Source organism: Erysipelothrix sp. strain 2 (EsS2-6-Brazil), assembly GCF_016617625.1.
Taxonomy (GTDB): Bacteria; Bacillota_I; Bacilli_A; order Erysipelotrichales; family Erysipelotrichaceae; genus Erysipelothrix; species Erysipelothrix piscisicarius.
The window spans coordinates 17,007-40,600 of record NZ_SBAR01000007.1; the positions used below are offsets into that span (position 1 = coordinate 17,007).

The 23,594-nt window shown below is 37.6% G+C and carries 24 protein-coding genes; 17 read left to right on the forward strand and 7 right to left on the reverse strand.

Annotated elements, in window-relative coordinates; all coding sequences use genetic code 11:
• Window positions 1-2: 2 nt before the first annotated feature.
• Entirely contained in the window at window positions 3-1,319 is a 1,317-nt protein-coding gene (brnQ, locus tag EPJ89_RS05380) for a branched-chain amino acid transport system II carrier protein (RefSeq protein WP_200549189.1), read from the reverse strand.
• A 109-nt stretch (window positions 1,320-1,428) separates the two neighbouring features.
• Window positions 1,429-2,469 carry a YdcF family protein gene (locus EPJ89_RS05385; RefSeq protein ID WP_200549191.1) on the reverse strand — a complete coding sequence of 347 codons (1,041 nt, stop codon included), beginning with the start codon at window positions 2,467-2,469 and terminating at the stop codon, window positions 1,429-1,431.
• A 95-nt stretch (window positions 2,470-2,564) separates the two neighbouring features.
• Between EPJ89_RS05385 and EPJ89_RS05390 the strand changes: the two genes are divergently transcribed.
• The 6 genes from EPJ89_RS05390 to EPJ89_RS05415 all read left to right on the forward strand — a co-directional run bounded on the left by EPJ89_RS05390 (window position 2,565) and on the right by EPJ89_RS05415 (window position 6,232).
• A complete protein-coding gene (locus EPJ89_RS05390; protein WP_161637003.1) occupies window positions 2,565-3,101 on the forward strand; it encodes a GNAT family N-acetyltransferase in 537 nt (178 codons plus the stop codon).
• On the forward strand, window positions 3,101-3,532 hold the full coding sequence (locus tag EPJ89_RS05395) for a DUF1801 domain-containing protein (RefSeq protein WP_200549193.1): 432 nt from the start codon (window positions 3,101-3,103) through the stop codon (window positions 3,530-3,532). Before EPJ89_RS05390 ends, EPJ89_RS05395 begins: the two co-directional genes overlap by 1 nt.
• A 75-nt stretch (window positions 3,533-3,607) precedes the next feature.
• A complete protein-coding gene (locus EPJ89_RS05400) occupies window positions 3,608-3,982 on the forward strand; it encodes a GntR family transcriptional regulator (RefSeq protein ID WP_161637005.1) in 375 nt (124 codons plus the stop codon).
• A gap of 18 nt (window positions 3,983-4,000) precedes the next feature.
• A complete protein-coding gene (locus tag EPJ89_RS05405; RefSeq protein WP_200549195.1) occupies window positions 4,001-4,654 on the forward strand; it encodes a hypothetical protein in 654 nt (217 codons plus the stop codon).
• A 10-nt stretch (window positions 4,655-4,664) separates the two neighbouring features.
• Window positions 4,665-5,411, forward strand: coding sequence for an ABC transporter ATP-binding protein (locus tag EPJ89_RS05410; RefSeq protein WP_200549197.1), 747 nt, complete (start codon window positions 4,665-4,667; stop codon window positions 5,409-5,411).
• Window positions 5,408-6,232, forward strand: coding sequence for an ABC transporter ATP-binding protein (locus EPJ89_RS05415; RefSeq protein WP_200549199.1), 825 nt, complete (start codon window positions 5,408-5,410; stop codon window positions 6,230-6,232). Before EPJ89_RS05410 ends, EPJ89_RS05415 begins: the two co-directional genes overlap by 4 nt.
• Window positions 6,233-6,677: 445 nt before the next feature.
• Here the strand turns inward: EPJ89_RS05415 and EPJ89_RS05420 are convergent, their stop codons facing one another.
• Window positions 6,678-7,553 carry an RluA family pseudouridine synthase gene (locus EPJ89_RS05420; RefSeq protein ID WP_161637009.1) on the reverse strand — a complete coding sequence of 292 codons (876 nt, stop codon included), beginning with the start codon at window positions 7,551-7,553 and terminating at the stop codon, window positions 6,678-6,680.
• Between the two features lie 897 nt (window positions 7,554-8,450).
• Here EPJ89_RS05420 and EPJ89_RS05425 point away from each other — a divergent pair.
• Window positions 8,451-8,651 carry a cold-shock protein gene (locus EPJ89_RS05425; RefSeq protein ID WP_018580069.1) on the forward strand — a complete coding sequence of 67 codons (201 nt, stop codon included), beginning with the start codon at window positions 8,451-8,453 and terminating at the stop codon, window positions 8,649-8,651.
• 105 nt (window positions 8,652-8,756) lie between these two features.
• Here EPJ89_RS05425 and EPJ89_RS05430 read toward each other — a convergent pair whose 3' ends face one another.
• Window positions 8,757-9,212: a hypothetical protein gene (locus EPJ89_RS05430; protein WP_161637010.1), complete on the reverse strand. Its 456-nt coding sequence runs from the start codon at window positions 9,210-9,212 to the stop codon at window positions 8,757-8,759.
• Window positions 9,213-9,277: 65 nt separating this feature from the next.
• Here EPJ89_RS05430 and EPJ89_RS05435 point away from each other — a divergent pair, with 65 nt between their 5' ends.
• Together EPJ89_RS05435 and EPJ89_RS05440 are read left to right on the forward strand one after the other, a co-directional pair.
• Entirely contained in the window at window positions 9,278-10,054 is a 777-nt protein-coding gene (locus EPJ89_RS05435) for a hypothetical protein (protein WP_200549201.1), read from the forward strand.
• A 16-nt stretch (window positions 10,055-10,070) separates the two neighbouring features.
• Window positions 10,071-10,481: a GNAT family N-acetyltransferase gene (locus tag EPJ89_RS05440; protein WP_200549203.1), complete on the forward strand. Its 411-nt coding sequence runs from the start codon at window positions 10,071-10,073 to the stop codon at window positions 10,479-10,481.
• Here the strand turns inward: EPJ89_RS05440 and EPJ89_RS05445 are convergent.
• Window positions 10,478-11,176: a coenzyme F420-0:L-glutamate ligase gene (locus EPJ89_RS05445; RefSeq protein ID WP_161637012.1), complete on the reverse strand. Its 699-nt coding sequence runs from the start codon at window positions 11,174-11,176 to the stop codon at window positions 10,478-10,480. The two genes, EPJ89_RS05440 and EPJ89_RS05445, sit on opposite strands and share 4 nt — an antisense overlap.
• A 113-nt stretch (window positions 11,177-11,289) precedes the next feature.
• Here EPJ89_RS05445 and cls point away from each other — a divergent pair, with 113 nt between their 5' ends.
• On the forward strand, window positions 11,290-12,816 hold the full coding sequence (gene cls / locus EPJ89_RS05450) for a cardiolipin synthase (RefSeq protein ID WP_123171829.1): 1,527 nt from the start codon (window positions 11,290-11,292) through the stop codon (window positions 12,814-12,816).
• A gap of 7 nt (window positions 12,817-12,823) precedes the next feature.
• Entirely contained in the window at window positions 12,824-13,678 is an 855-nt protein-coding gene (locus tag EPJ89_RS05455) for a patatin-like phospholipase family protein (RefSeq protein WP_125164171.1), read from the forward strand.
• Here EPJ89_RS05455 and EPJ89_RS05460 read toward each other — a convergent pair.
• Window positions 13,668-14,327 carry an RluA family pseudouridine synthase gene (locus tag EPJ89_RS05460; protein ID WP_237558296.1) on the reverse strand — a complete coding sequence of 220 codons (660 nt, stop codon included), beginning with the start codon at window positions 14,325-14,327 and terminating at the stop codon, window positions 13,668-13,670. The genes EPJ89_RS05455 and EPJ89_RS05460 overlap by 11 nt on opposite strands.
• A complete protein-coding gene (locus tag EPJ89_RS05465) occupies window positions 14,308-15,165 on the reverse strand; it encodes a class I SAM-dependent methyltransferase (RefSeq protein WP_161637014.1) in 858 nt (285 codons plus the stop codon). The genes EPJ89_RS05460 and EPJ89_RS05465 overlap by 20 nt, the downstream gene beginning before the upstream one ends.
• 129 nt (window positions 15,166-15,294) lie before the next feature.
• On the opposite strand from EPJ89_RS05465, the gene EPJ89_RS05470 reads away from it, so the two are divergent.
• Genes EPJ89_RS05470 through gatB form a run of 6 tightly spaced genes read left to right on the forward strand, consistent with a single transcriptional unit; the run spans window position 15,295 to window position 23,590 of the window.
• Window positions 15,295-17,442 (forward strand): ATP-dependent helicase, encoded by a 2,148-nt coding sequence (locus tag EPJ89_RS05470; RefSeq protein ID WP_200549205.1) that lies wholly within the window; start codon window positions 15,295-15,297, stop codon window positions 17,440-17,442.
• Window positions 17,439-19,418 carry an NAD-dependent DNA ligase LigA gene (gene ligA, locus EPJ89_RS05475; protein WP_200549207.1) on the forward strand — a complete coding sequence of 660 codons (1,980 nt, stop codon included), beginning with the start codon at window positions 17,439-17,441 and terminating at the stop codon, window positions 19,416-19,418. The genes EPJ89_RS05470 and ligA overlap by 4 nt, the downstream gene beginning before the upstream one ends.
• On the forward strand, window positions 19,415-20,521 hold the full coding sequence (locus tag EPJ89_RS05480) for a CamS family sex pheromone protein (protein WP_161637017.1): 1,107 nt from the start codon (window positions 19,415-19,417) through the stop codon (window positions 20,519-20,521). The genes ligA and EPJ89_RS05480 overlap by 4 nt, the downstream gene beginning before the upstream one ends.
• Before the next feature lie 8 nt (window positions 20,522-20,529).
• Window positions 20,530-20,826, forward strand: a complete 297-nt coding sequence (gatC, locus tag EPJ89_RS05485) for an Asp-tRNA(Asn)/Glu-tRNA(Gln) amidotransferase subunit GatC (RefSeq protein WP_125164176.1) — start codon at window positions 20,530-20,532, stop codon at window positions 20,824-20,826.
• The gene (locus tag EPJ89_RS05490; RefSeq protein WP_161637018.1) at window positions 20,823-22,175 is read left to right on the forward strand and encodes an amidase family protein; all 1,353 of its coding nucleotides are present in this window, start codon (window positions 20,823-20,825) and stop codon (window positions 22,173-22,175) included. The genes gatC and EPJ89_RS05490 overlap by 4 nt, the downstream gene beginning before the upstream one ends.
• Window positions 22,175-23,590: an Asp-tRNA(Asn)/Glu-tRNA(Gln) amidotransferase subunit GatB gene (gene gatB, locus EPJ89_RS05495; RefSeq protein WP_161637019.1), complete on the forward strand. Its 1,416-nt coding sequence runs from the start codon at window positions 22,175-22,177 to the stop codon at window positions 23,588-23,590. The genes EPJ89_RS05490 and gatB overlap by 1 nt, the downstream gene beginning before the upstream one ends.
• The last annotated feature ends 4 nt before the right edge of the window (window positions 23,591-23,594 follow it).

The window sequence follows — 23,594 nt, forward strand, 5'->3', positions numbered from 1 at the left end:
ACTTATATCAGTTCCTCTTTCTTCTGGATGGATTGAAGTTGCAAACTGCAGAAGGCAAGGATGAAAGTGGGAACGACCCATCCCAAGTTGAGTGAATAGAAGGGCAGTGCTCGACAGCATTGTGTAATTACGGGAATTGAAATTTTAATGTGATCAAGCACCATAATAATACTAAAAATCGTACTTGAGATGATTGCAATACGGTATGTAAGAGCAGAAGGTTTTGAAGACAAACCTAAGAGAATTAAAACGATGGCCGCAGGATAGACACATGCGAGGATGGGCCCACTGATTTTAAGGATTGTTGTTAATCCGATATTTGAAATTGCGAAACTTAGGAAGCAAAGGATTGATACACTACGGCGATAGCTTAAGCGTGGATAACGTTCTGCGAAAAATTCAGAAGAACAGCTGATGAGCCCAACGCATGTTGTAAGGCATGCAAGAAAGAAGAGCATCCCCAATACGAATGGACCGTAGTTTCCAAATAAACGTGTTCCAAGACGGGCAATAACTTCCGCACCATTTTGCGCATGAAGTAATTCACTCGACATTAAATTACCCAAAAAACCAAGCATGCAATAAACAATAAATAAGAGAATACCTGCAATCACACCCGATTGAATGGTTGATTTTCGAACTTGTTGTTCATCTTTCAAACCGTAACTTTTGATTGACATTGTAACCAAAATACCAAGATTTAAAGCACCTAATCCATCGAGTGTTAAGTAGCCATCCACAAAACCACTCGCGAATGCAGACCCTGATGTGAGGTAGGGCTCATGCGATAGAGTGTTACTGGATAAAGTGGTGACGAAAGCCGCACCAAACAATATTAATATAAATAACAAAAGCAACGGTGTTAAGATTTTTCCAACACGATCGCTGAGCGCTTGTGGTTTTATACAAAAACCAAAACATAGAAGAAAAAATAGGAATGAATAAATCAATAATCCAATTTGAATATGACTTGGGTCCTTAAAGAGGAGGCGAAGTGACGTTTCGAATGGCATAATCCCTGCTCGTGGCACCGATAAGAGTGGACCACTTAAAAGATATAAAATGGTTGGGAAAATTAGTGCAAAGCACGGATGTACTTTGTCTGCGAGATTTAAAAAACCATCTTGTTTGGAAACGGCAACAAGGGCAAGGATTGGTAAGAGTACCGCTGTAATACTAAATGCAAAGATTCCAATCCATTTGTGTGAACCCGCAAGGTAACCAATCATTGTTGGGAAAATAAGATTTCCAGCACCGAAGAACATGGAAAACAACATTAAACTAACAGACAGTAATTGTGATTTTGATAATTTATTCATATGAATACCCCTTAATTTTTAATTTTATTTTTTAATTAAACTTTAATGAACAAATATTGTCAATAATAATCACAAAAAAAAGAGCCGTTTAAGACTCTTTAAGATTCGATTAGACCAGAGTAGCTCCAAAGATAAGGCAATATGCGACACCATTAATGAATCCATGAAAGCGTCGATGCATCACCATTAAGGCTATAAATTCACGAATCATTGCATTAGGTACAAAGTAACCGGCAGTCTTTGCGCCAATGCCTTGTGCATTTAAACCCACTTGACGCGCATATTGACTGGCTCTAAAAATGTGAAATGTATTGGAACTAAAAAGACATGTATAAGGCTGATGGGGTTTCATGGCATCCATAATCTGTTTTGAAAAAAGCATATTCTCATACGTTGTTGTGGATTTGATTTCCATAAGTGCATGGGACTTAGGGATTCCTTGCGCGAGTGCATAATCCCGCATTGCTTGCCCCTCAGGAATCAATTCGTCCACACCTTGTCCCCCACTAAAAATAAGATGCGGTGGTACTTCTTGACGGTGATAATAGGTAAGTGCGACATCAATCCGTGCGGCTAAAAGAGGAGGTACCTCACACCCATTTCGCAACCCACTTCCCAAAACAATGATAAAATCTCGATCTTTATGCGGTTTAAACCGTTGATAAAGATAAGAAGAGGACAAAAAATTAATAAAGACAAAGATAAAATAAAAACATGAAAATGTAATACAAGCTAAAAGAGCCTGCACCCATCGTAACTCTTGTGGAATTGATTTCGATAGCAAGGGAATGATAAAGACAAACAGAATCAAACCAATAGCAGCGAAAAGCGTTAATAAATTCGAAAAACGAATTCCTTCCTTTTGAATTAACTGCTTCGCATTCTTAAAAAGTCCGATGATGAGTACATAATAACCGAAGAGGAAAAATAAAATTCCAATTATGATTAATAACAGGGCAAACCCACGAAGAAAGGGATTTTCATAAGAGAACGAAAGCGCAATGATATCAAGAGCCACAAGGAAAACTAAAGCATTAAATAAAAAACCATTTAAGATGCGCCCACGATTTTGTTTAAAGGATACAAAGAGAATCGATGCAAAGCCAAGGCACATTAAGGTTAGGATTTTCACGACAGTAAAATCAGCCATATTCGCCCCTCCTTTTTCGCATATTATACCTCAAAACGACCAAAGACAAAACTTCAATGATTTTTAAGGTATAATAGGTTTAAGGAGTGTGACATATGATAGAGATACGTAAATTACAAAAAGAAGATATGACAATGTTATGGGAATATGCCTTTCAAAAAGAGAGACCATGGATGTCCTTTGATGCTCCGTTTCTTGATGAACATCTTCCGTTGTCTTATGAAGATTTTGAAGCATCACGACTTGAATTGTACTTGGATGTGGATTTCCGACAAGGTATATTCAAGGATGGTCGATTAATCGGACTTGTGTCATATTATTGGGAGTCTTATAAGACACGATGGCTTGAATTTGGAATTGTTATCTATGACGAGAATGAGTGGGGTCACGGTCTTGGTAGCTCGTGTGCCATGTTTTGGATGGACCAGCTGTTTACAGCCTTTCCAGATATACAACGTCTTGGATTTTCAACATGGTCTGGTAATAAAGCCATGATGGGAGTTGGTGAAAATATTGGAATGACTTTGGAAGGTAGAATTCGAAGCGTTCGCTATTACCAAGGTAAGTATTATGATGCATTGAAATATGGTATGCTACGCGAAGAGTGGGACGTTAAAAGGAGAATGTTTTAATGGACATTCAAGCGTATATCAATCAAGGGGAAGGTGCCTTTAAACAACAATACATTTTATTGTTTGATGCCATCAAATCCTCCATCCCTAAAGGATTTGAACTGGTTATGCAATACAATATGCCATCATTTGTTGTTCCGTTATCGTTATATCCAAAAGGATATCGTGGCGATCCTAATGTCCCATTACCCTTTATCAGTTTGGGATATCAAAAACATCATATTGGTCTTTATCATATGGGTATCTATGCACAACCAGAAATCTTAAAGTGGTTTGAAACTTCCTATGAACAAACGGTCTCAACTAAACTAAATATGGGTAAGTCATGCATCCGATTCACAAAGAAAACAGAAATTCCAATCCAACTCATTCAAAATCTCGCATCCAAGATAACACCAGAGGCATGGATTGAAATATACGAAAACAGCTAAGCGGCTGTTTTTATTTTTTCAGATTGACAAAAAATCAAGGACTGTATATAGTGTGTATATACAGAAAGGATTCCTATGAACATCTATATCAAAACAGAATATGATTTACCGATCTATGAACAGATTGTTGTTCAGATTAAACAAGAAATTGGAAACGGCACGCTTAAGGCCCATGAAGCTATGCCCTCGATCCGATTTCTAGCAAAAGAGCTTCAGGTGAGTGTTATAACGACTAAAAGAGCTTATGAAGAACTTGAGAAAGCAGGATATCTTTATACCATACCAAGCAAGGGATCGTATGTATCTGAATTGGGAAAAGATAAACTTTATAAGGACTCGGTAAATTCGATTCAGACACATTTCGATTCAATCTTAAACATTGCGAAAAATGCTGATATTTCCAAGCAGGATTTAATTAACATTTTAGAGGAAGCATACGAAAAACAATAGAAATGGGAGAGAAAAATTATGATAAACGCAATCAAACGACAGTACGCTCTATTTAAATCATTTTACACATACAAAACATTTTTAGTATTAATGCTTTGTATGTGTGTCTATGCACTTGTATTTCAAGAATATCGCATCAACCCAGGTATCTGGACTATTATCTTATTTACTCAACCAAACTGGAAAAGTTACGCATCGCTGCGATATCACTCTAAGAAAACTTTCTTTGTCGATATGCTCGGTGTTAGTTTGATTACATTAATATTTAATGCAGTCATTGTCGGGATTTTCTATTTTGGACTTCGTAGTATCTTTGGAACGGAAATCTTAATATCAGGAAAAAATATGATTTATTTCCAACAAGAAGGGCTCAATAGAGTTCAGATTTCAAAAGATGTTTTTTGGAATGAAATAAATATGAATATGACCGTTTTGTTGATTGTAGGAACCTTACAGGTATTTAGTCTAACGCGAATCTATAAAATTCATATTGATCGTCCTAAAGAAATAGGGACAGTTGCCGTGAAAACTATCATTGCCATTGTGTTGGTTGGCGGCATTGTAAGTCTGCCAATCACTTTATTTTATAAAATAATTATCGGCAGTCTTGCGTTTCTTGTGCTCATCTACCAAAACTATAAATATTCAGTTAGTCATTTAGACTTAATCTAGAGGAGGAACTATGTCAGACTACTTAACCGCCGACCATTTTGGGCGTAAAATTGAAGGGTCGTTTGAAATTGAACCCATTTCTTTTGAAATGATGCCTGGAACCATCTGTGGTGTGATTGGAGAAAATGGGGCAGGGAAAACAACTCTCATGAAAATGATGATGCAACTGTATCAGCATACATCAGGATCCATAAAACTAGGTTCAAATTTAAATATAAATGCATTAACGGCCTATATACCCGATGTCATTCCCTATCCATTACATATGACACTTCAAGAAATTGTCACTTTAGAATCCTTATTAATACCAACATGGAATCAGACGGTATTTGATAAATATCGCATTCAATTTAATTTAAAATTAATGATGCCTTTAAATAAATTAAGTCTGGGTGAGAAACAACGACTGATGTTTGCGATTGCCCTTGCCAGTGAGGCGAACCTCTATATTCTGGATGAACCAACTGAAGGCATCGATCCTTTTGAACGTGATGAATTCATCAGGTTATTGCATGGAAACATCTACAAGCACGAAGCAATCGCATTGATATCAACGCATAATGTGAAAGGAGTCGAAAACTTGCTGGACTATATCTTGTATATGGAAAAAGGAAACTGTGTTCTTTTCACCGACATTGAAGAGTTTCCTGAGGAAGCACGAAAATGTTTATTAGAACGTCAACTTGATACACGTTTATTTGATAAAAATCCGAGTTTAACGCAATTTATTCAAATGATGCAGGGATGCATCACATGATTCATATAAACAACTTAAAAATTAAACGAAATGCTTTTACACTCGATATTCCAAAACTGGACTTAGATTCTGGAAAGTTAATTTTGGTCGTTGGAGCAAATGGCAATGGTAAATCAACATTACTGAAACTTCTTAGCGGAGGACTGCAATCTGATTCAGGAACGGTAAAGATTGATAACAAAACGGCTCAAGATTATGCGTTAACTGAAGGGGTTTGTTATATCCCTTCTCAATTTCCATTTAAAACCTCTATTCGATTATCTGATTTAGGAGGGTTTGGAGAAGCACTCATTCCTAACTGGGATATTAGGTTATTTATGAATCAAGTTAAAGCGATGGGATTTTCAAATTTAGATCGTGTTGATGAAATATCTCAAGGACAGCAACAACAAATTCTGTATCATTTCATGATGCAGAAGCAGAGCAATCTCCATCTTTTGGATGAACCAACCCTCGGACTTGATGCACGCCATCTACAAATACTACGAGATGATATCCAAACAAAACTGCTCAACGAAGATCACACTGTAATCCTCGCAACAAATGCCCCTGAGCATTTTGAAGCGATTGCAGATGAAATCGTTTTAATGTCTAATGGGCGATGCATCGCTGCGGAAACCATCGAAAATCTGAAAGATCGCTATCAGGGAATGACTCAAGAGGCATGGAATAAAATACAAAGAGATGATGCAGTGATTGGTATCTCAAATTCAGGCTTGCGAATAATTGATAGCAAACTTTATTACGATGAAAGGATGCAACGTTTGGCACTTGTTCCAATATTAAAAGCGTTGGTCGATCAACATGAAAACATATCTTAAAGATTCTTTTTTTAGAGAACGTCTTTTAGTAGGCATCGCCATACTTATCTGTGACTTACTCATATTTGTATCGATTCGAAATGAAATGGCTCCCAATTCATTCGATATGCTTAGCAGTATCTGGATAGTTGGAAGTTGTGTGATGATAGGGGTGTCGATAAATAGTGCAACTAAGACATTTAAGGATGAAAACCACCTCGTACAACTAAAATCGCTGGGTTTTACCTCAAATGAAGTGAAACATTCCTTTGAGCATTTAATTATTATCAGTGTCCTTCAACTTAGTATAATGCGCATTATTGTGATGGTATTTACTAGCACTTTTTCAATCAAACATTTGTTAATTCTAATGCTTGCGTCACTGAGTTACACTGTGATCTTGAAAGGGTCGATCCGTATAAAAACATAAAAAAAGCCCCACGCTTAATAAGTGGGGATCTTTCTTTTAGATTGATGATTCTTGTGTAGGTGTGATTTTGGATAATTTTTTAAATTTTGGTGGTAATGGTGATACAAAAGTCATCAATTTCTTTGTTTTAGGATTCATAACTTGCAAACGATAAGCATGCAATCCAAGACGTTTTAAGGGATTCGTTTTCGCATCATATTTTTTATCACCAATAATGGGGTGGCCAATATCATTCATATGAACACGAATTTGGTTTTTACGTCCAGTATCAATTTGAATCTTTAAAATAGTATTGTTTTCAGTGCGTTTAATCACTGCATAATTTGTGATTGCTTCTTGACCGGATGTTGTGGAGTACATGTGTGTTGTCTTATTTTGTCTTAAAAAGGAGCGGATGACATCGTTATCTTTCGGAACGACCCCCTCAACGATTGCGACATACAAACGTTCTTTAACCAGTTCAGACCACTTATCTTGGTATAGACGTTTAACGTATTCGCTCTTCGCAAACATTAGAACACCGGATGTATCTTGATCCAGACGGTGAACAACAAAAATACGATTTTTTGAATCTTGTTTTTTGACGTAGTCACTTGCGAGACGGTATGCAGTTAATTCTTCTTCTTTACGCGTCGAAACAGTTAAGAGTTTATAAGGTTTATCAACCACTAATATATCCTTATCCTCATAAAGGATTTGTAAAGGTGTATCACGTTGCTGGTTATGACTCACGATTGTGATTGTTTGACCTGCTGTGATGGCATCATCAAATTGTGTTGTAACTTCATTATCAATTGAAATACACTCGTGTTTTAAGAGTGACTTAATCTTTGAGCGGCTATACGGTAAGTCTTGGCTCAAAAGATAATTCAAAAGTTCATCATTATGTTTTACTTTTAAAATATGTTTCATATATATTCCTCATTTCGTACTCTATTATGACAGAAAATCTTAATGAAAGATACACGTACTCTTTCATAACATGATGATATGAAGTAAAACGTGCGTGATTTTTGGGAATGCAGGATACGTTTCGATAAGTTGGCTCTCGAAGTGAAAGATCAAAGCAAGCAGCTGTACACACCCTTTTAGTGTGAATTTTAAAATGAAACTTTTGTGAGAGGCGATCTAAAAACAAGGGGGTTATAACTGAATTACTCAAAGGTTTTGCATTAATAACCCTTTGGGTTCTGGAATAATAGTTTTCATTTTTTATCATTTATGAGGATATTCTTAACATTAAAGACCCGATGAATAACATTAAACATTAAAAACTATTACAAGAACCTTTAAAAACGTGATGCAAATCCAATTTGTCCTGTACGCAAATGAATCGCAAACATACACGATTGTGAAAACGAACAAAAATCCAATCAAGAGTGCATATTATGAAGGTTTAATAATTACTATGGAATTGATGCCGTAGAAGTCTAAACTGTTTAATTCTCAGGAATGCATAATAGAGATTATGAATCGCCATGTGTTCGTTTTATCATGATGGACACATATTTTGAACATGATCATTTTCGATAGAATAAATCAATAGTAATCATTGAATTGATATCATCAATCTTAAAGCGTTATTTGTTGAGTTTTTAGGTCAAAATGTAAACGCTTAATATTTATGGGTTTGTGGTACGATAATTCATTGACAAGGTGTTTTAGAAGTGATAATATCAAGTTGTAATAAGAATGTTTATGATTAGTATTGTATATTAAATCGTAATAAACTCAATGTGTTTTGAAGAACTGGTATATTAGTTTGCGAATTACGCTTGAGTACATCTTATTCTGATAGGAGGTACTAGCATGAGTACAGGTAAAGTGAAATTCTTTAACGCTGAAAAGGGTTACGGATTCATTACTATCGAGGGTGGGCAAGATATCTTTGTTCATTACTCAGCAATCGTTGCTGATGGATACAAAACTTTAGAAGAAGGACAAGAAGTTAGCTTCGAAGTTGTTGAAGGTCCACGCGGCGAACAAGCAGCAAACGTTAGAGCTATCTAATTAGTGAGCTAAAATAAAACAGTGGATTTATCCACTGTTTTTTCTTTGTTTCAATCAAGAGCACGTTAATCACATTATTCAAAATGTATGATTCAGCGTGCTCTTTTACGATTTATTATAAACACTTTGTTCGATCTTATCGCCTAAAAATCCTATCAACGGCAATTTGCAATATTGATACTTACCCGCTTTGGCGATGCCGAATATATGATATAAGCTATAGATTAGTCCTAATGCAATATTAATAATGGTGAAAACTAAGACTGCAGTGGGGCCGACTAAGATAATCCAACCAAATACGGATAAGAAGATGGTCTGAATCAGCCCGATAATTAAATTGATCATAAAGATTGCGATGTTTAGAATAACAATCTGGCTTGCGTGATTACGAAGATAATTGCTATGCTTTTCTAGAAACAGGACGAGAAACGCAAAGATTAATGGAAAAACGCTTAAATCACGATTGCCGATTGCGGCAGCAAAGCTAAAAGCCCATAAAATTATTGCGATAATATTGACGTTAATATCCATAAAACTGGCATTTTCATTACGATGATTCATATGGTATTCCTCCTTTGTTTATAATATAATGAATAAAGGTAAAAGTAAACGTGGAGGTAGTTTTTATGGACGGAGCAATACATGTAAGTGGTTTGCAAATCGCAATGATGATTGTGAGTTTTGTGTTTATTATCGCAATGATGGTTGTATTACTAGGACGTTATCGTCGTGATAAGGATTTAAGTCGTACTCTAATCTGGGGACTTGTAATCTTTATGGGTACCAATGTGTTTGTAACGGGTTTTGGATTAATTCTAAATAAATCAGGATGGTTCATGGCGTTACACCCCTTAATACAAATGTTGATTTATTCATTAGATTTAGTTATTGGTTACACACTTATTTCTGCGATTGTTATGCATTTTTTTGTTAAAAAAAGTCATAGCGATCGAACACCAATTATAATGGCTCTTGGATTTATGCTTATGCATTTTTTTCAAACGGCCATGAGCTTAGCGAATTTTGCGGTTATGTCGGTTGCGATAAATAAAGGTGATACCGCAAAATTTATCGGAGAGAATGTAAATGCGGAAGCTGTGCAAAATACAATCGATTCGATTATTGCTATGAAACCAATGAATTATCTCGATCTAATTGTTTCAATTTATGGTGATTTTATCGTTTATACTGTAGTCTTAATCATTCTCTATCGTCTATTCACTGCTCGTGATAAAAAAATGGTGTTTGGCTTCTATTCGATAGCAATATTACTATTCTATCGACTTCTAATTGGAATTTCCAAGTATTACATAAGTAGTGTTGTCATTGTAATTTTAATTAATCTTGTTGCAATGAGCGCAATTGGTTATATAGGCTATAAATTCTATAAAAAAGATTTTTAATTCGAGGTGAATCATAATGGAACTAAAATTGATCGATATTTCAGATGAATTTGATGATAACGGTGTTGAAACACTTTTATTTGATATTTATGTAGGTGAAATTGATCGTTATGTTGGACGGTGCGAGTATCGTAATGAGCACGGGCGAGATCTTTGGTATTATGGAAATATTGGTTATATTATCTATCCACCTTATCGAGGGCACAATTTTGCTTATCATGCGTGTGTTGCGCTTTTTGAAATTGTGAAATCGCTAAAAGCAGGCTTACCAGAATTAATTATTACTTGTAATCCTGATAATATTGCATCAAAAAAGACGATTCTCAAGTTAGGTGGCAACTATCACTCAACCATTGATATTATGGCTGATCATGATTTGTTTAAACTTGGTGAAACGTCTAAAGAAATATATACGATTAAACTTTAAATTTTACGGATAATTCCTAATGGTGTTGATTGTGCTTTTTGACCAAGGGGGTTATCCTTTAATATTTTAACCATTAATTGATTATCAATTGAGGAAGAACTTGATCCAAGTATATTTCCGCCTAAATCATTAATATCAGTTACGATGACTTCAATATCCTTATCAAATGCAGCTTTAATTGCTTTTGCAACTTCGTTTGGACGTTCGGGTCCCAGTACCACATACTCGTTATAAGGTGGAATTGTATGGGAAGTTGGTCCATCGATCGCACGTGCCTTTGAACCTGCTACACGGTAGAAATCACCTTTGCGTCCAAATGGTTTCGTAACTGCAGCAACACCTGCTGCGAGGATAATGCGTGGTGTTCCACATTCACGAAGCGCCATTTCCATGGTTTCAGGCATTCCTAAGCCAATTCCATGAGGGGTTTTCGTTACGTATTTTGATAATGTGAATGCGAGTTTACGTGGCTTCACATCTTTAATTGGATATGCACGTCCCTGCGTGATTGCTACGATTTTCTCAGTAACAAATAAAATATCTCCATCGTGTAATGAAGCATCCGCAAATTCTTTGATAACTTCAATTAAATTATCATCTCGCATGATTAATTTTGTTTTTAAAGGTAAACGTTGGTAACGTTTGCCATCGACAATTACTTCAAGTTCTTTATTGTCATTTGGTTTGATTGTCATGATTATCAACCTCTCTATCCTTAATATCATAACTTTTGCATTAGGCTTAATCAAGTAGAAACTTGATTATTGAATTTAGTTTAAAGTATAATTTACATATAGAAAGAGGACTTATGAAAACATTACTACGTTTATTAACGAATAAGATTTTTATGGTTGGACTTATTGTGATTGCGGAGTTTGCGATTGTGGTTGCATTAATTTGGAATTTATCGCTTAATTACGCGTTTATGCACGCTTTTTTTGTGTTTTTATCAGTCCTTCTAATTATCTACATTACAAACCGTAATGACGATCCCTATTATCGTTTGGCGTGGACCATTATTATTCTTGTAATTCCTCCGATTGGTGCTGTGTGTTATCTTATTTTTGGAGGGAAAAAGGTTCCGAAAAAGTTGCGTGAACGAATTAGTGATACCTACTCTAAAGACGCTTTTTTACAGGATGAGTCATTTGGTATTTTGGAAGAATCAATTGAGGCAACCCCGCGTTGGGCGCGTCTTGTGAAGTATTTAATGGCAAGTTCTCATTATCCAATTTATAAAAATACAGAAGCAACATATCTTGCAAGTGGTGAAGAAAAATTCTTGCATATGAAAGAAGAAATTCGCAAGGCAGAGAAGTTTGTTTTTTTAGAATACTTTATCATTAAAGAAGGTTTAATGTGGCAAGAATTGCTTGTTATTCTTCGAAAAAAAGTCGAAGAGGGTGTGGATGTTCGGTTGATGTATGATGACTGGGGTTGTGCACTCTTTCGTGATTTGAAGAAGCAATGTGAGGAGGCAGGAATTGTTTGCGTGGAATTTAATCCATTAGTAGCGCGTTTAGCAATCCAAATGAACAATCGTGATCACCGCAAAATTTGTGTTGTGGACGGTCGTGTTGGGTTTATTGGTGGAATCAATCTTGCGGATGAATATATTAATATCGGAAGTAAATTTGGTCATTGGAAAGATACTGCAGTCATGATCGAAGGGGATGCAGTGCATTCACTTACCTTGATGTTTCTACAGTTTTTCCGTTATTATACGGGAGAGATTGAAAATCCGAATGATTATAAATATGACTTTGGTGATTTAGAAAATGCACAAGGATATGTTATGCCTTTTGCGGATGCACCTACTGATAATTATGATCTGGGATTGGATGCTCATTTATCCATGATTAACAACGCGCGTGATTACATCTATATCCAAACTCCATACTTAATTGTGGGACATGAAGTTATTCAGGCATTAGAGCTGGCTGCACGCAGTGGCGTGGATGTCCGAATCATTGTTCCCCATATTCCAGATAAGAAAATTGTAAATCATGTGACGAAATCCAATTATCAAATCTTGATTGAAAGTGGTGTGCGTATTTACGAATACGAACCAGGGTTTGTGCATTCAAAAACATTTGTAGCAGATGATCAAATCGCGCTTGTAGGAACGACAAACATGGATTTTAGAAGTTATTATTTGCACTTTGAGTGCAGTATTCTCTTCATCAATAACAACATCGTTGGTGATTGTTATGATGATGTAATGCATACGATTACAGAGAATGCGATTGAGATTACGTTAGAGGACTGTCTTTCAGTTCCATATCCCGTAAGACTCTTTCGATCAATCGCCCGTATTTTTAGCGGCTTAATGTGAGGTTAAAATGGAAAAAATTGGTTTAGTTTTAGAAGGCGGTGGAATGCGTGGAGCCTACACGGCAGGCGTATTACATTGGTTATTACAAGAAAAAATAGAATTTGATTATATCGTTGGGATTTCATCGGGAGCGTTGTATGGTGGTATGTTTGCTTTAGGTAAAGCAGATACCTTGGAGAAAGCAGCGATTGATGTTGCGGCTGATAAACGCAATGTAGGAATTCGTCCGGTTTTGGCGGAAAAAACAATTGTAGGTTATGATTTCCTTTACAATACAGTGACTCAAGATTTGGATTATCCAATTGCTGAAATCAATAAAATCCCGGGAAATATTGATATCGGAGTTTATGATATTGCAGGTGAAAAAACGATTTGGATTGATAAAGAACAATTGGCGAAAGAACCTCTATTTATTAAAGCTGCATGTACTCTGCCGGTGGCAGGGCGTGCGGTATGGATTAACGGTCGTAAATATATGGATGGTGGGATTACTACGATGATTCCAGTTCAAAAAAGTATTGATGAAGGCTGTACACGTCATATTGTTGTGACCACAAAGTCGGCAGATTACGTTCGTAAAGATCAAGGGTTTGCACAGAAGATGCTTTTACGAAGTGTATACCGTAAGTATCCGAAACTTGTGCATGATTTTGAAAGTCGTCGTGATGTTTATTATGAAGAACGTGCGTTGATAAACAAACTTGTGGACGAGAAAAAAGCAACCTACATTTATCCAACTCAAGAAGTTGGGGTCGGTCGCTTTAAGGGAACTGAAGAACAGTTTGAAGCCCTGTTTAAGATGGCTCATGATGATTGCGAATTACGTCGTGACGAAATTATGGCAATGGTTTCTAGAGATTAAATGGGAATTTTGAGGGCGTGTGACTTGTAAAGGTCATACGCTCTTTTGTTATGGGATGATCAAAACTGAGTTCGGTCGCCCATAACGCAATTTGTTGCCCTGGTTTTGCCTGCTTATTGTAACGTGCATCGCCCCACAATGCATGCGAACGGGACGCAAATTGTACACGGATTTGGTGAGATCTTCCTGTAACGAGCTTAATCTTAACTGTTGACAGATTTTCGGTTGGGTGATAGTAAGCTTCGATGACATGAAGCTCCGCATATTTGCCATCCGGATGGTTTTTATCGACCACATACGAAGTGTTTGTCTTGCGATTTTTAACTAGAGTATCTCGGAACGTTGTAGGTTCAACATAGCCTGTACAAATAGCGGTATACGTTTTATCTAATGTACGTGTTCGAACTTGATCGCTGAGTCGTCCTGCTGCTTTTGATGTTTTTGCGAAGACCATGATGCCACCAACTGGGCGGTCAAGGCGATGGACAAGCCCCACATAAACATTGCCGGGTTTATCATATTTCACTTTAATATAGTTTTTGACTTCTGTAAGGAGGTCAAGGTCATTACTTTCATCACCTTGTGAGGGTTGATTCGGTTTTTTCTCCACGACAATAACGTGGTTATCTTCATAAAAGATTTTCATCATAACACCACCTTGTTGTGACGCCACAGGGTAACATTGTATCCATGGATGTGATAGGTAGTCCTATCGCTTCGCTGTGTGTGTTTATCGGAAGTTTTTGATTGCGCAGCGCATCATTTAACGCGTGACGAACTTTTTTAGGCGTAAGATTTGTCGTATAAGTATTTAAGACGACAAAAAGTGCATTGGGATCTAAAAGTTCCATAGAAGCGTTAAGAAGCGGTTGCAGTTGATCTTCAATTTTCCAACGCTCTCCTTTAGGCCCCCGTCCAAAACTTGGCGGATCCATGATGATACCATGATAGGTCCGTCCGCGACGTTTTTCACGTTCAATAAATTTCATAGCATCTTCAACGATTGTTCGAATTTTTTTGTCATTTAAATCATTCAGTTCGATGTTTTCCCGTGTCCAAGCAATCATTCCTTTAAGTGCATCAATATGAACAACCTCTTCAACATTTTCTTTGGCACAAGCGATGGTCGCACCGCCGGTATATCCAAATAAATTAAGAATGCGAACTGGCTCATTGTGGGATTGGATAACAGAACGCATCCAATCCCAGTTAACAGCTTGTTCAGGGAAAATCCCGGTATGTTTAAAAGATGTTGGGCGAACTTTAAAGTTTAAATCTTTATATTTGATAATCCAACTTTCGGGAAGGGTTCGATTAAAATGCCATCCCTCCTTAAAAAAAGCATCAATCGGCATGCCCGGGGTTGTGGGTTTCCATGTCGCAACAGGATCAGGACGTCGCACAATAATATCATGATAGCGTTCTGTTTTTAATCCATTTCCTGCGTCGAGGACTTCAAAATCTGTCCATTCAGTAGGGACTCTCATACGTTTACCTCAGTTTCTAAATATATTCCTTCATATTATAGGTTAGAAAGGTGTTTGAGCGCAAACATTTACTTAGTAAATGTCACTCAGTCAAACGAGTGAATATGCTATAATGTTAGCGGTGATAAAATGGATTATATTCAAGGATTAAATAAAGAACAAAAAGAAGCAGTATTAACAAAAGCAAAACATGTGCGTGTTATAGCGGGAGCTGGAAGTGGTAAGACTCGAGTTCTTACAACCCGGATCGTGCATCTCATCGCAGATCTTGGATATTATCCATCTAAAATCTGTGCAATTACATTTACGAATAAAGCGGCGAATGAAATGAAAGAACGTATGGAAGCGATGTTGCCCGAAGCAATTCGTGTTCATACATCAACCATTCACTCATTATGTGTGCGTATTATTCGTGAAGAGTATGAAGCGTTAAATTTAGTTCGCAATTTTACAATCTTGGACACTTCAGATCAGCAAGCAGTGATGCGCGAAGCATATAAACAATTTGACTATGATCGTAAAGATATTTCATTCCGAGAGGCATTGACCTATATTTCAAATAATAAATTTGCAGGCGTTGATGTTGCGCAAGCGGAACGTATGGCGGGATCGAATTATCACGAACAGAAAAAAGTGAATTTATATCGTTTTTATGTGAATCGTTTGCATGAACTTTTTGCTTTAGACTTTGATGACCTACTTTTAGAAGTGAATCGTTTGTTTAAAGAGAATCTTGAAGTTCGTGATAAATGGCGTCGTCGCTTTGATGTGGTTTTAGTTGATGAGTTTCAAGATGTGGATCATGTTCAGTATGGAATTGTGGATGCACTTGTTGGTGATGAGAACCAACTTTATGTGGTTGGAGATCCTGATCAAACAATCTATACCTGGCGTGGAGCCAATGTTGATTTTATTATCGATTTTAATAAGAAATATCCCGATTCAGAAACGATTACCCTAAATCAAAACTATCGCTCGACGCAACACATTCTCGATAGCGCAAATACATTAATAAAAAATAATAAAGATCGTCCTGATAAAGCACTTTATGCAAATAAAGAAAGTGAATTTCCGGTACAGTATGCAACATTGGATGACGGTGATGCCGAAGCGTTTTGGGTTGCGAATCGGATGTTGGAGCTACACGATGAAGGGCATTCTTACTTAGATATGGCTGTTTTGTATCGTTCGAATTACTTATCGCGTGCACTTGAGAAAGTCTTGATGGCGCGTCGAATCCCTTATGTTATTTATGGTGGTTTACGATTCTACGACCAAGCTGAAATTAAAGACATGATGAGTTATTTACGGATGATTACACATGGTGATGATTTGGCCTTGCGAAGAAGTATCGCAATGCCTCGTCGTGGTATTGGTGAAAAAACGTTGGATACCATTATGTTTCAGGCAAGAGAACGTGGTATGACGATGTATGAGTGCATGCTCTATGATGTTCATCATCAGCAAGCAACGCCCAAGATACGAAACTATGTCATGATGATTGAAGATTTTCGCGAAATGGCCCAAGAGGCATCAATTGAAACGATTATGCAATATGTATTAAAACGAAGTGGACTTCGTGAACATTTCGAAAAAATTCAAGAACTGGAGCGCGTTGAAAGCCTCAAAGAATTAATTGGGGATGCACTAACGTTCCAAGAAAATTATGAAAATCCGAGTTTAGAAGAATACATTCAGATGGTGAGTCTCTATGGTGATAAAAGCGAAGTGGTGGAGGGCGAGTATGTCCGTCTCATGACCGTTCATGCAGCCAAGGGACTGGAGTTTGAGAACGTCTTTATTATGGGGCTCGCGGATAATATTTTCCCAAATAAAAACAGCATTCAAGAAGGTTCTGGAGGAATCCAAGAAGAACGCCGATTAATGTATGTTGCAATTACACGTGCGAAAGAACGGCTGTTCCTTTCAAATAATATTGGATACAACTTTGTTGCGGGCGGGTACGCGCGAGCTTCTCGATTTATTAAAGAAATGCACTTAGATGAAAAACCTTCAGGATTGGAAACGACGCCAACCATAACGCGTAGTGAAGTTCAAGACACAATCAGTTCGTTTGAAAAAGCAGCGGGTCTTACGAAGTTAAAGAAAAAAATCAAATTTAAAAGTGGAGACCAGGTTGTTCATGATGACTTTGGCGAAGGCATCGTAATTCGTGTTGAGGATGATACGATTAAAATCGCCTTTAACTTCCCACATGGTACGAAAGTAATTTCAAGAAAATATGCAGGCATTCGATTGAAGGGAGATATGTCATGATTAAAGAACGGATTTTAGCGTTACGAAAACAACTCCATCAGTATAATTACGAGTATCATGTTTTGGATCAACCAACCATTTCAGATGTCGAGTATGACCAACTGTTACTTGAATTAAACGAGTTGGAAGCACAACATCCTGAGTTTTTTGATGTTAATTCACCGACCCAAAAAGTTGGGGGTGCGGTTTCGGATCGTTTCTCAAAAGTAACGCATCGATTTCCGATGTTTTCATTGGGGAATGCGTTTTCGCGTGCTGATTTAGAAGCTTTTGATGAGCGTTTGCGTACTCAATTTCCGACTGTCTCATATGTTGTGGAATTAAAAATCGATGGACTTGCGATGTCCGTTGATTATGAAGATGGAATGTTTACACAAGCTGTGACGCGGGGCGATGGAACCGTCGGAGAAGATGTGACACAAAACATTCGTGTGATTGATTCCATACCACTTAAGCTTAATGTTGATGAAGATGTTACCGTTCGTGGTGAGGTGTTTATGCCCGTTAAATCGTTTACCCGGGTTAATGAATCGCGAAAAGAAAACAATGAGGTGGTTTTTGCGAATTGTCGAAATGCAGCGGCAGGGACAATTCGTCAATTAGACTCGAAAGTTGTGGCGAACCGAGGTCTTGATGGTTTTTGGTATACTTTGGTCAATGCAAAAGAATTAGGGATTACAAGTCAATTTGATTCGCTTACGTATTTAAAACAAATTGGATTTAAAGTAAATCCGGAAATCCGCTTATGCCATACCATGGATTCCGTTTGGGAACGCATTGAAGACATCGAACAAATGCGTGCATCCTTGCCTTATGATATTGATGGTGTCGTAATTAAGGTAAATGACTTTGCGATGCAGGAAGAACTTGGATTTACCGTTAAAACGCCAAGGTGGGCGATTGCTTACAAATTTAAGGCAGAAGAAGTGAAAAGTCGTGTTGAAGATATCTTTGTGACAGTGGGGCGTACAGGGAAAATTACGCCCAATGCGAAACTCACTCCGGTTCAGATTTCAGGATCACTTGTAAGTTACGCAACCCTTCATAATGAGGATTACATTATGAACAAAGACATTCGTGTTGGTGATGAGGTTGTTGTTCGTAAAGCGGGTGAGATCATTCCGGAAATTGTTTCAGTTGATGTAACGCATCGAACGGATGTAATTCAGCCTTATCAGTTTCCTGAAGTATGTCCTGTATGTATGGGGCATTTAGTTCGATTTGAAGGAGAAGCAGATCATTATTGTGTGAATGTTGATTGTTCTGCGAAAATATCTGAGGCACTCGTTCATTTTGCGTCAAGAGATGCTATGAACATCGATACCTTAGGGGAGCGTCGTGTCTATCAATTGCATGATGCGAACTTGCTTAAAACGATCACTGATATCTATACCTTACATGAACATAAAGATGTTCTTGAGAAACTTGAGAAGCTGGGACCTAAAAGCACAGAAAAATTACTTGAGGCAATTGAAAACAGTAAAAACAATTCGGTAGAGAAGTTAATCTTTGGACTTGGTATTCGACATGTTGGTGCGAAAACATCCAATGTTCTCGCCGCTCACTACAAAAACATTGCTTCACTGATGAACGCAACGTATGATGAACTCATTGAAATTGATGAGATTGGTAGCGTTATTGCTCAGTCTGTTGTTTCATTCTTTGAAATTGATCATAATCGAGAATTAATTGAAGATTTACTTGAACGTGGCGTCAATGGGAATTACAATCATGTAGTAACTTCAAATAAATTTGAAGGCAAGAAGTTTGTTCTTACCGGAACATTGCAAACCATGGGGCGAACCGATGCCAAGAAAATCATTGAATCGTTTGGTGGTAGTGTATCAGGCAGTGTAAGCAGTAAGACGGATGTTGTTGTATATGGTGAAAGTGCCGGATCAAAACTGACGAAAGCTCAATCATTGGGCGTTAAAACATGGACAGAAGAAGAATTCTTGAATGAGGTGAACTCATGAAAATGAAAAAAATAATGATTGTTAGTCTGGTGGGACTCTTATTGATATCAGGATGTGCACGCCAAGAGACCAAGCCGGAAACAGATAAAGAAAATATTTCGGTTATTCAAGGTGGTAAAGGAGAATATTCAATCCTCACACCGTTTAAAACGTCGCCTTTGCGACAAAATTATGGAACAAACTTTAGAGAAGTGGACATGATTGAAATTGGACGGCGACTTCAAGATAAGTCAAAAGATCATTTTAATCCTGCCAACTTCAATATTTCAGAAGGGTCAATTATTAACGATGACCATTATGATCAACTGCTCCGTCATGAATCGAAGAATTATCCGTATGGTTTAAATCCGGTAGATGGAACGGAGTTTGTGGAAAAAGGACGTAAAATTCAAACACCCACATTTGTACGTGATGTCGTAGAGGTAAATTTCCATTCAGGTAATGATATCAATAAAATTGATGGTGTGGGGATTGCACTCGTCATGAAACGTGTACAAACCGAGGCGGGGACGGGACTCCCTGTTCGCTTATCGGATGAAACGCTTTATGAAATTGCAAGAACTTCGATTGGAAATCGACTCATCTCCTATTTACGTACGATTGAAGGGATGAGTGATGTACCCATTTACCTTGTGCTTTACGCACAAGAAAGTGATACAGACTCATTGCCAGGGAAATATTTACCTGGACGTGTCATTGGCGAGGGATATTTTGAATCGCGTGGTGGTCAATTTGAACAAACCAATGAAAAATGGACGCTCCTTGGGACGTCAGAAGCATCTGAAGAATATCCAGAAACCTCTGCTGATTTCTCCGTATTTAAACGTGAAGTTGTTGACTTTATGAATGACGAAAGTATTGGTGTAACCGGTAAGATGTTTGTGGTTGATAAAAAAGTTCAACAACTTGATATTGACTTAACAACAGGTGCAAAGACTTATCTTGAGATTTATGGACTTGCGCAATATGTGTCCGAGCGGGTCAGCGCATTTTCAGACATTCAAGCGCCCATAACCGTAAATATCAAAGTCTATCAAAATACACGAATGATTGTTCGTAAAGAACCTGGGAATAACAAACCCATTATTATTACAGTAACTTAGGAGGATTTATGAAAAAGTTAGATAAAGAGCTTATTGAAAAATTTGCTTCCGACTTGATGTTTCGTCTAACCGATGAAGAACTTGAGATGGTTGAAGCAAATGCTCATGTATTTGAACGTTATATTGATAAAATTCAGGCAATCGATACTGAAGGTGTCGAAGTGATGTCTTATCCTTTTGAAATGGAAACGACCTGGCTTCGTGAGGATGAACCCAATCATGTTATTGATCAATCCCTTGCATTTGAAAATGCACCGCGGGTTGAGGGGGATTACTTTGAAATTGTAAAGGTGGTTAACAAATGAGTAAATCAATCGATGAAATAATCGGCAATTTAAAAAAAGAAAATGAGCGTCTTAACGCGATTGTCAGTTTTGTAGATCCAAATGAAGCTAAAGCTGGTTTGATATCTGGATGGGATCTTGCTTTAAAAGATAATATTAATATGGAAGGAACGCTTACAACTGCTAGTTGTAAGTTGCTTTCAAACCATCAATCGATTTACAACGCACATGTTGTAGATCGCCTCTTAGATGAAGGTGCTGTTATTGTGGCGAAGACATCGATGGATGAGTTGGGGATGGGTGGTACAAATCTTTCTGCCATTACAGGACCCGTATTCAATCCATACGACACTTCACGAATATCAGGCGGGTCTTCAGGTGGTTCTGCGGCGCTTGTAGGTGCGAAAGCTGTTCGCGCTGCATTAGGAAGCGATACTGGCGATAGTGTTCGTAAACCTGCTGCATATTGTGGCGCTGTAGGGGTAAAGCCAACATATGGCCGAATTTCTCGCTATGGTGTGATTCCTTATGCGTCTTCCCTTGATCACGTGGGTTATTTCACCCAAAATGTAGCGGATGCAGCACGCCTTCTCGAAGTGCTTGCTGGACGTGATGATCGTGATATGACCAGTTCCATGGAGCCGGTTGAACCGTATTCACAACTTCTTGATATGGATTTAAACGGAAAACGCATTGGTATTTTTAAAACAGTTGAAGATGCAATCGAAAATGAAGCTGTTAAAGCATCATTTGGTCGTTTTAAGGAAGCACTTGTATCACAAGGCGCAGTTTTGGTTGAAAAAACAATCGATAAAACATTAATGCGTACAATGCTTCCGGTTTACAGTGTAATTTCAAATTCAGAAGCTGTAGCAAATCATGCGAATCTCGATGGTGTGCGTTTTGGGTTATCGCAAGAGGGTGATTCACTTGAAGAGATTATGAAGAATACGCGTACAAATGGATTTAGCTCACTTATTAAACGTCGCTTTATCTTTGGTGCCTTCGCATTAGATGATGCAAATCAAAAAGAAGTGTTTGACCAAGCGAAGAAAGTTCGTCGTTTATTAGTCGATGCTTATGCATCTTGTTTCGAAGATGTTGATATTATGGTCACATTAGCTTCAGGAACGGTTGCTCCAACGGTTGAGAATCAACCTATGGATGAATTATCCGATGCTTATCTGATTGGGGAAAACCATATGGTCATTAATAACTTTAGTGGTTACCCAAGTATGACGTTACCACTTGATCTTGTGGATGGACTTCCTGTTGGAATCAATATTTCGACACAACCCTTTACGGAAGCGAAAATGTTTGCATATGGACAAGCGTTTGAGGCATTAATTAACTGGAAGGGAGCATTTTAATGGGATACGAAGCAGTTATTGGAATTGAAATTCATTGTGAACTAAAAACAAGCACAAAGATGTTTTCAGGAGCGCCCCTTGGGTACGGACAAAAACCGAATACCGCAATCAATGAAATTGATTTAAGTTACCCTGGAACCTTACCTCAGCTTAATAAACAAGCGGTGAACTATGGTGTTCGTTTATGTAAAGCGCTCAATTGTGAGATTGATGATCTCGTTCGCTTTGATCGTAAAAATTACTTTTACTCGGATTTACCAAAAGGATATCAAATTACGCAACAATTCTTTCCATTAGGTCAACATGGTCATTTTGATGTGCTTGTAGGTGAAACCGTAAAGCATGTACGAATTAACCGTATTCATATGGAAGAAGATACGGCTAAACAGTTTCATGAAGGGGATAAAACGTTAATCGATTTTAATCGTGCGGGAACACCTTTACTTGAAATTGTTACGGAAGCAGATTTTAGAACTGGTGAAGAAGCAGCGGCCTATGTGGACGCATTGCGATTATTGGTTGTATATTTAGGCATTTCTGATGGTCGCATGGATGAAGGGTCTTTACGTTGCGATGTCAACATTTCATTAAGACCTGAAGGGCAAGAAGCCTTTGGAACAAAAGTAGAAATTAAAAACTTGAATTCAACCAACAACGTTCAAAAAGCCATTGAGTTTGAAAGTGTGCGTCAGGCAGAAATTTTAGATTCAGGTCAACAAGTAATCACTGAAACACGTCGTTTTGATGAAAAATCACAAGAAACAGTCGCAATGCGTACTAAAGAGACGGCTGTAGACTACCGTTATTTTGTTGAACCGAATATTGTACCTGTACGAATTGGTCAAGATATCCTTAACCAAACATTGGTTGAATTACCTATGGCTCGCATTCAACGATATCAAGACCAAATGGGTTTAAGTTTATATGATGCGAGTGTCTTGGTTAAAAACCCGGAATTATCCGCTTACTTTGATGTATTAGCTCAAAAAACAGATGCTTATAAATTACTGGTGAATTGGTTAACACAAGATGTATTAGCGGTACTGGATCAAAAAGGTGACCGCAGCTTTGACGCATGGCTCAATGTTGATCACTTTGTTGATTTTATCGAAGCAATTCAATCCGGTTCTATCAATTCAAAACAAGCAAAACAAGTGTTTGCGAAATTTGTTGAAGGAAAATCTCCGAAAGCAGTAATTAAAGAATCGGGTATGGTTCAAATCAGCGACGAATCAACAATTACAGCGTGGATTGAAGACGTGTTGACTCAAAGTCCACAAGTTATTGAAGATTATAAAAATGGTCTTGATAAGTCCATTAAGTTTGTCGTTGGTCAAGTAATGAAGGTATCAAAAGGGCAAGCAAATCCTCGTGTAACCAATGAACTGGTTGTACGTGTGCTTGATAATAAATAGAAAA

Bases quoted from the DNA above. Each gene is read 5' to 3' on its own strand.
- brnQ (WP_200549189.1), bottom strand. From the start codon at position 1,319: ATGAATAAATTATCAAAATCACAATTACTGTCTGTTAGTTTAATGTTG.
- EPJ89_RS05385 (WP_200549191.1), bottom strand. From the start codon at position 2,469: ATGGCTGATTTTACTGTCGTGAAAATCCTAACCTTAATGTGCCTTGGC.
- EPJ89_RS05390 (WP_161637003.1), top strand. From the start codon at position 2,565: ATGATAGAGATACGTAAATTACAAAAAGAAGATATGACAATGTTATGG.
- EPJ89_RS05395 (WP_200549193.1), top strand. From the start codon at position 3,101: ATGGACATTCAAGCGTATATCAATCAAGGGGAAGGTGCCTTTAAACAA.
- EPJ89_RS05400 (WP_161637005.1), top strand. From the start codon at position 3,608: ATGAACATCTATATCAAAACAGAATATGATTTACCGATCTATGAACAG.
- EPJ89_RS05405 (WP_200549195.1), top strand. From the start codon at position 4,001: ATGATAAACGCAATCAAACGACAGTACGCTCTATTTAAATCATTTTAC.
- EPJ89_RS05410 (WP_200549197.1), top strand. From the start codon at position 4,665: ATGTCAGACTACTTAACCGCCGACCATTTTGGGCGTAAAATTGAAGGG.
- EPJ89_RS05415 (WP_200549199.1), top strand. From the start codon at position 5,408: ATGATTCATATAAACAACTTAAAAATTAAACGAAATGCTTTTACACTC.
- EPJ89_RS05420 (WP_161637009.1), bottom strand. From the start codon at position 7,553: ATGAAACATATTTTAAAAGTAAAACATAATGATGAACTTTTGAATTAT.
- EPJ89_RS05425 (WP_018580069.1), top strand. From the start codon at position 8,451: ATGAGTACAGGTAAAGTGAAATTCTTTAACGCTGAAAAGGGTTACGGA.
- EPJ89_RS05430 (WP_161637010.1), bottom strand. From the start codon at position 9,212: ATGAATCATCGTAATGAAAATGCCAGTTTTATGGATATTAACGTCAAT.
- EPJ89_RS05435 (WP_200549201.1), top strand. From the start codon at position 9,278: ATGGACGGAGCAATACATGTAAGTGGTTTGCAAATCGCAATGATGATT.
- EPJ89_RS05440 (WP_200549203.1), top strand. From the start codon at position 10,071: ATGGAACTAAAATTGATCGATATTTCAGATGAATTTGATGATAACGGT.
- EPJ89_RS05445 (WP_161637012.1), bottom strand. From the start codon at position 11,176: ATGACAATCAAACCAAATGACAATAAAGAACTTGAAGTAATTGTCGAT.
- cls (WP_123171829.1), top strand. From the start codon at position 11,290: ATGAAAACATTACTACGTTTATTAACGAATAAGATTTTTATGGTTGGA.
- EPJ89_RS05455 (WP_125164171.1), top strand. From the start codon at position 12,824: ATGGAAAAAATTGGTTTAGTTTTAGAAGGCGGTGGAATGCGTGGAGCC.
- EPJ89_RS05460 (WP_237558296.1), bottom strand. From the start codon at position 14,327: ATGATGAAAATCTTTTATGAAGATAACCACGTTATTGTCGTGGAGAAA.
- EPJ89_RS05465 (WP_161637014.1), bottom strand. From the start codon at position 15,165: ATGAGAGTCCCTACTGAATGGACAGATTTTGAAGTCCTCGACGCAGGA.
- EPJ89_RS05470 (WP_200549205.1), top strand. From the start codon at position 15,295: ATGGATTATATTCAAGGATTAAATAAAGAACAAAAAGAAGCAGTATTA.
- ligA (WP_200549207.1), top strand. From the start codon at position 17,439: ATGATTAAAGAACGGATTTTAGCGTTACGAAAACAACTCCATCAGTAT.
- EPJ89_RS05480 (WP_161637017.1), top strand. From the start codon at position 19,415: ATGAAAATGAAAAAAATAATGATTGTTAGTCTGGTGGGACTCTTATTG.
- gatC (WP_125164176.1), top strand. From the start codon at position 20,530: ATGAAAAAGTTAGATAAAGAGCTTATTGAAAAATTTGCTTCCGACTTG.
- EPJ89_RS05490 (WP_161637018.1), top strand. From the start codon at position 20,823: ATGAGTAAATCAATCGATGAAATAATCGGCAATTTAAAAAAAGAAAAT.
- gatB (WP_161637019.1), top strand. From the start codon at position 22,175: ATGGGATACGAAGCAGTTATTGGAATTGAAATTCATTGTGAACTAAAA.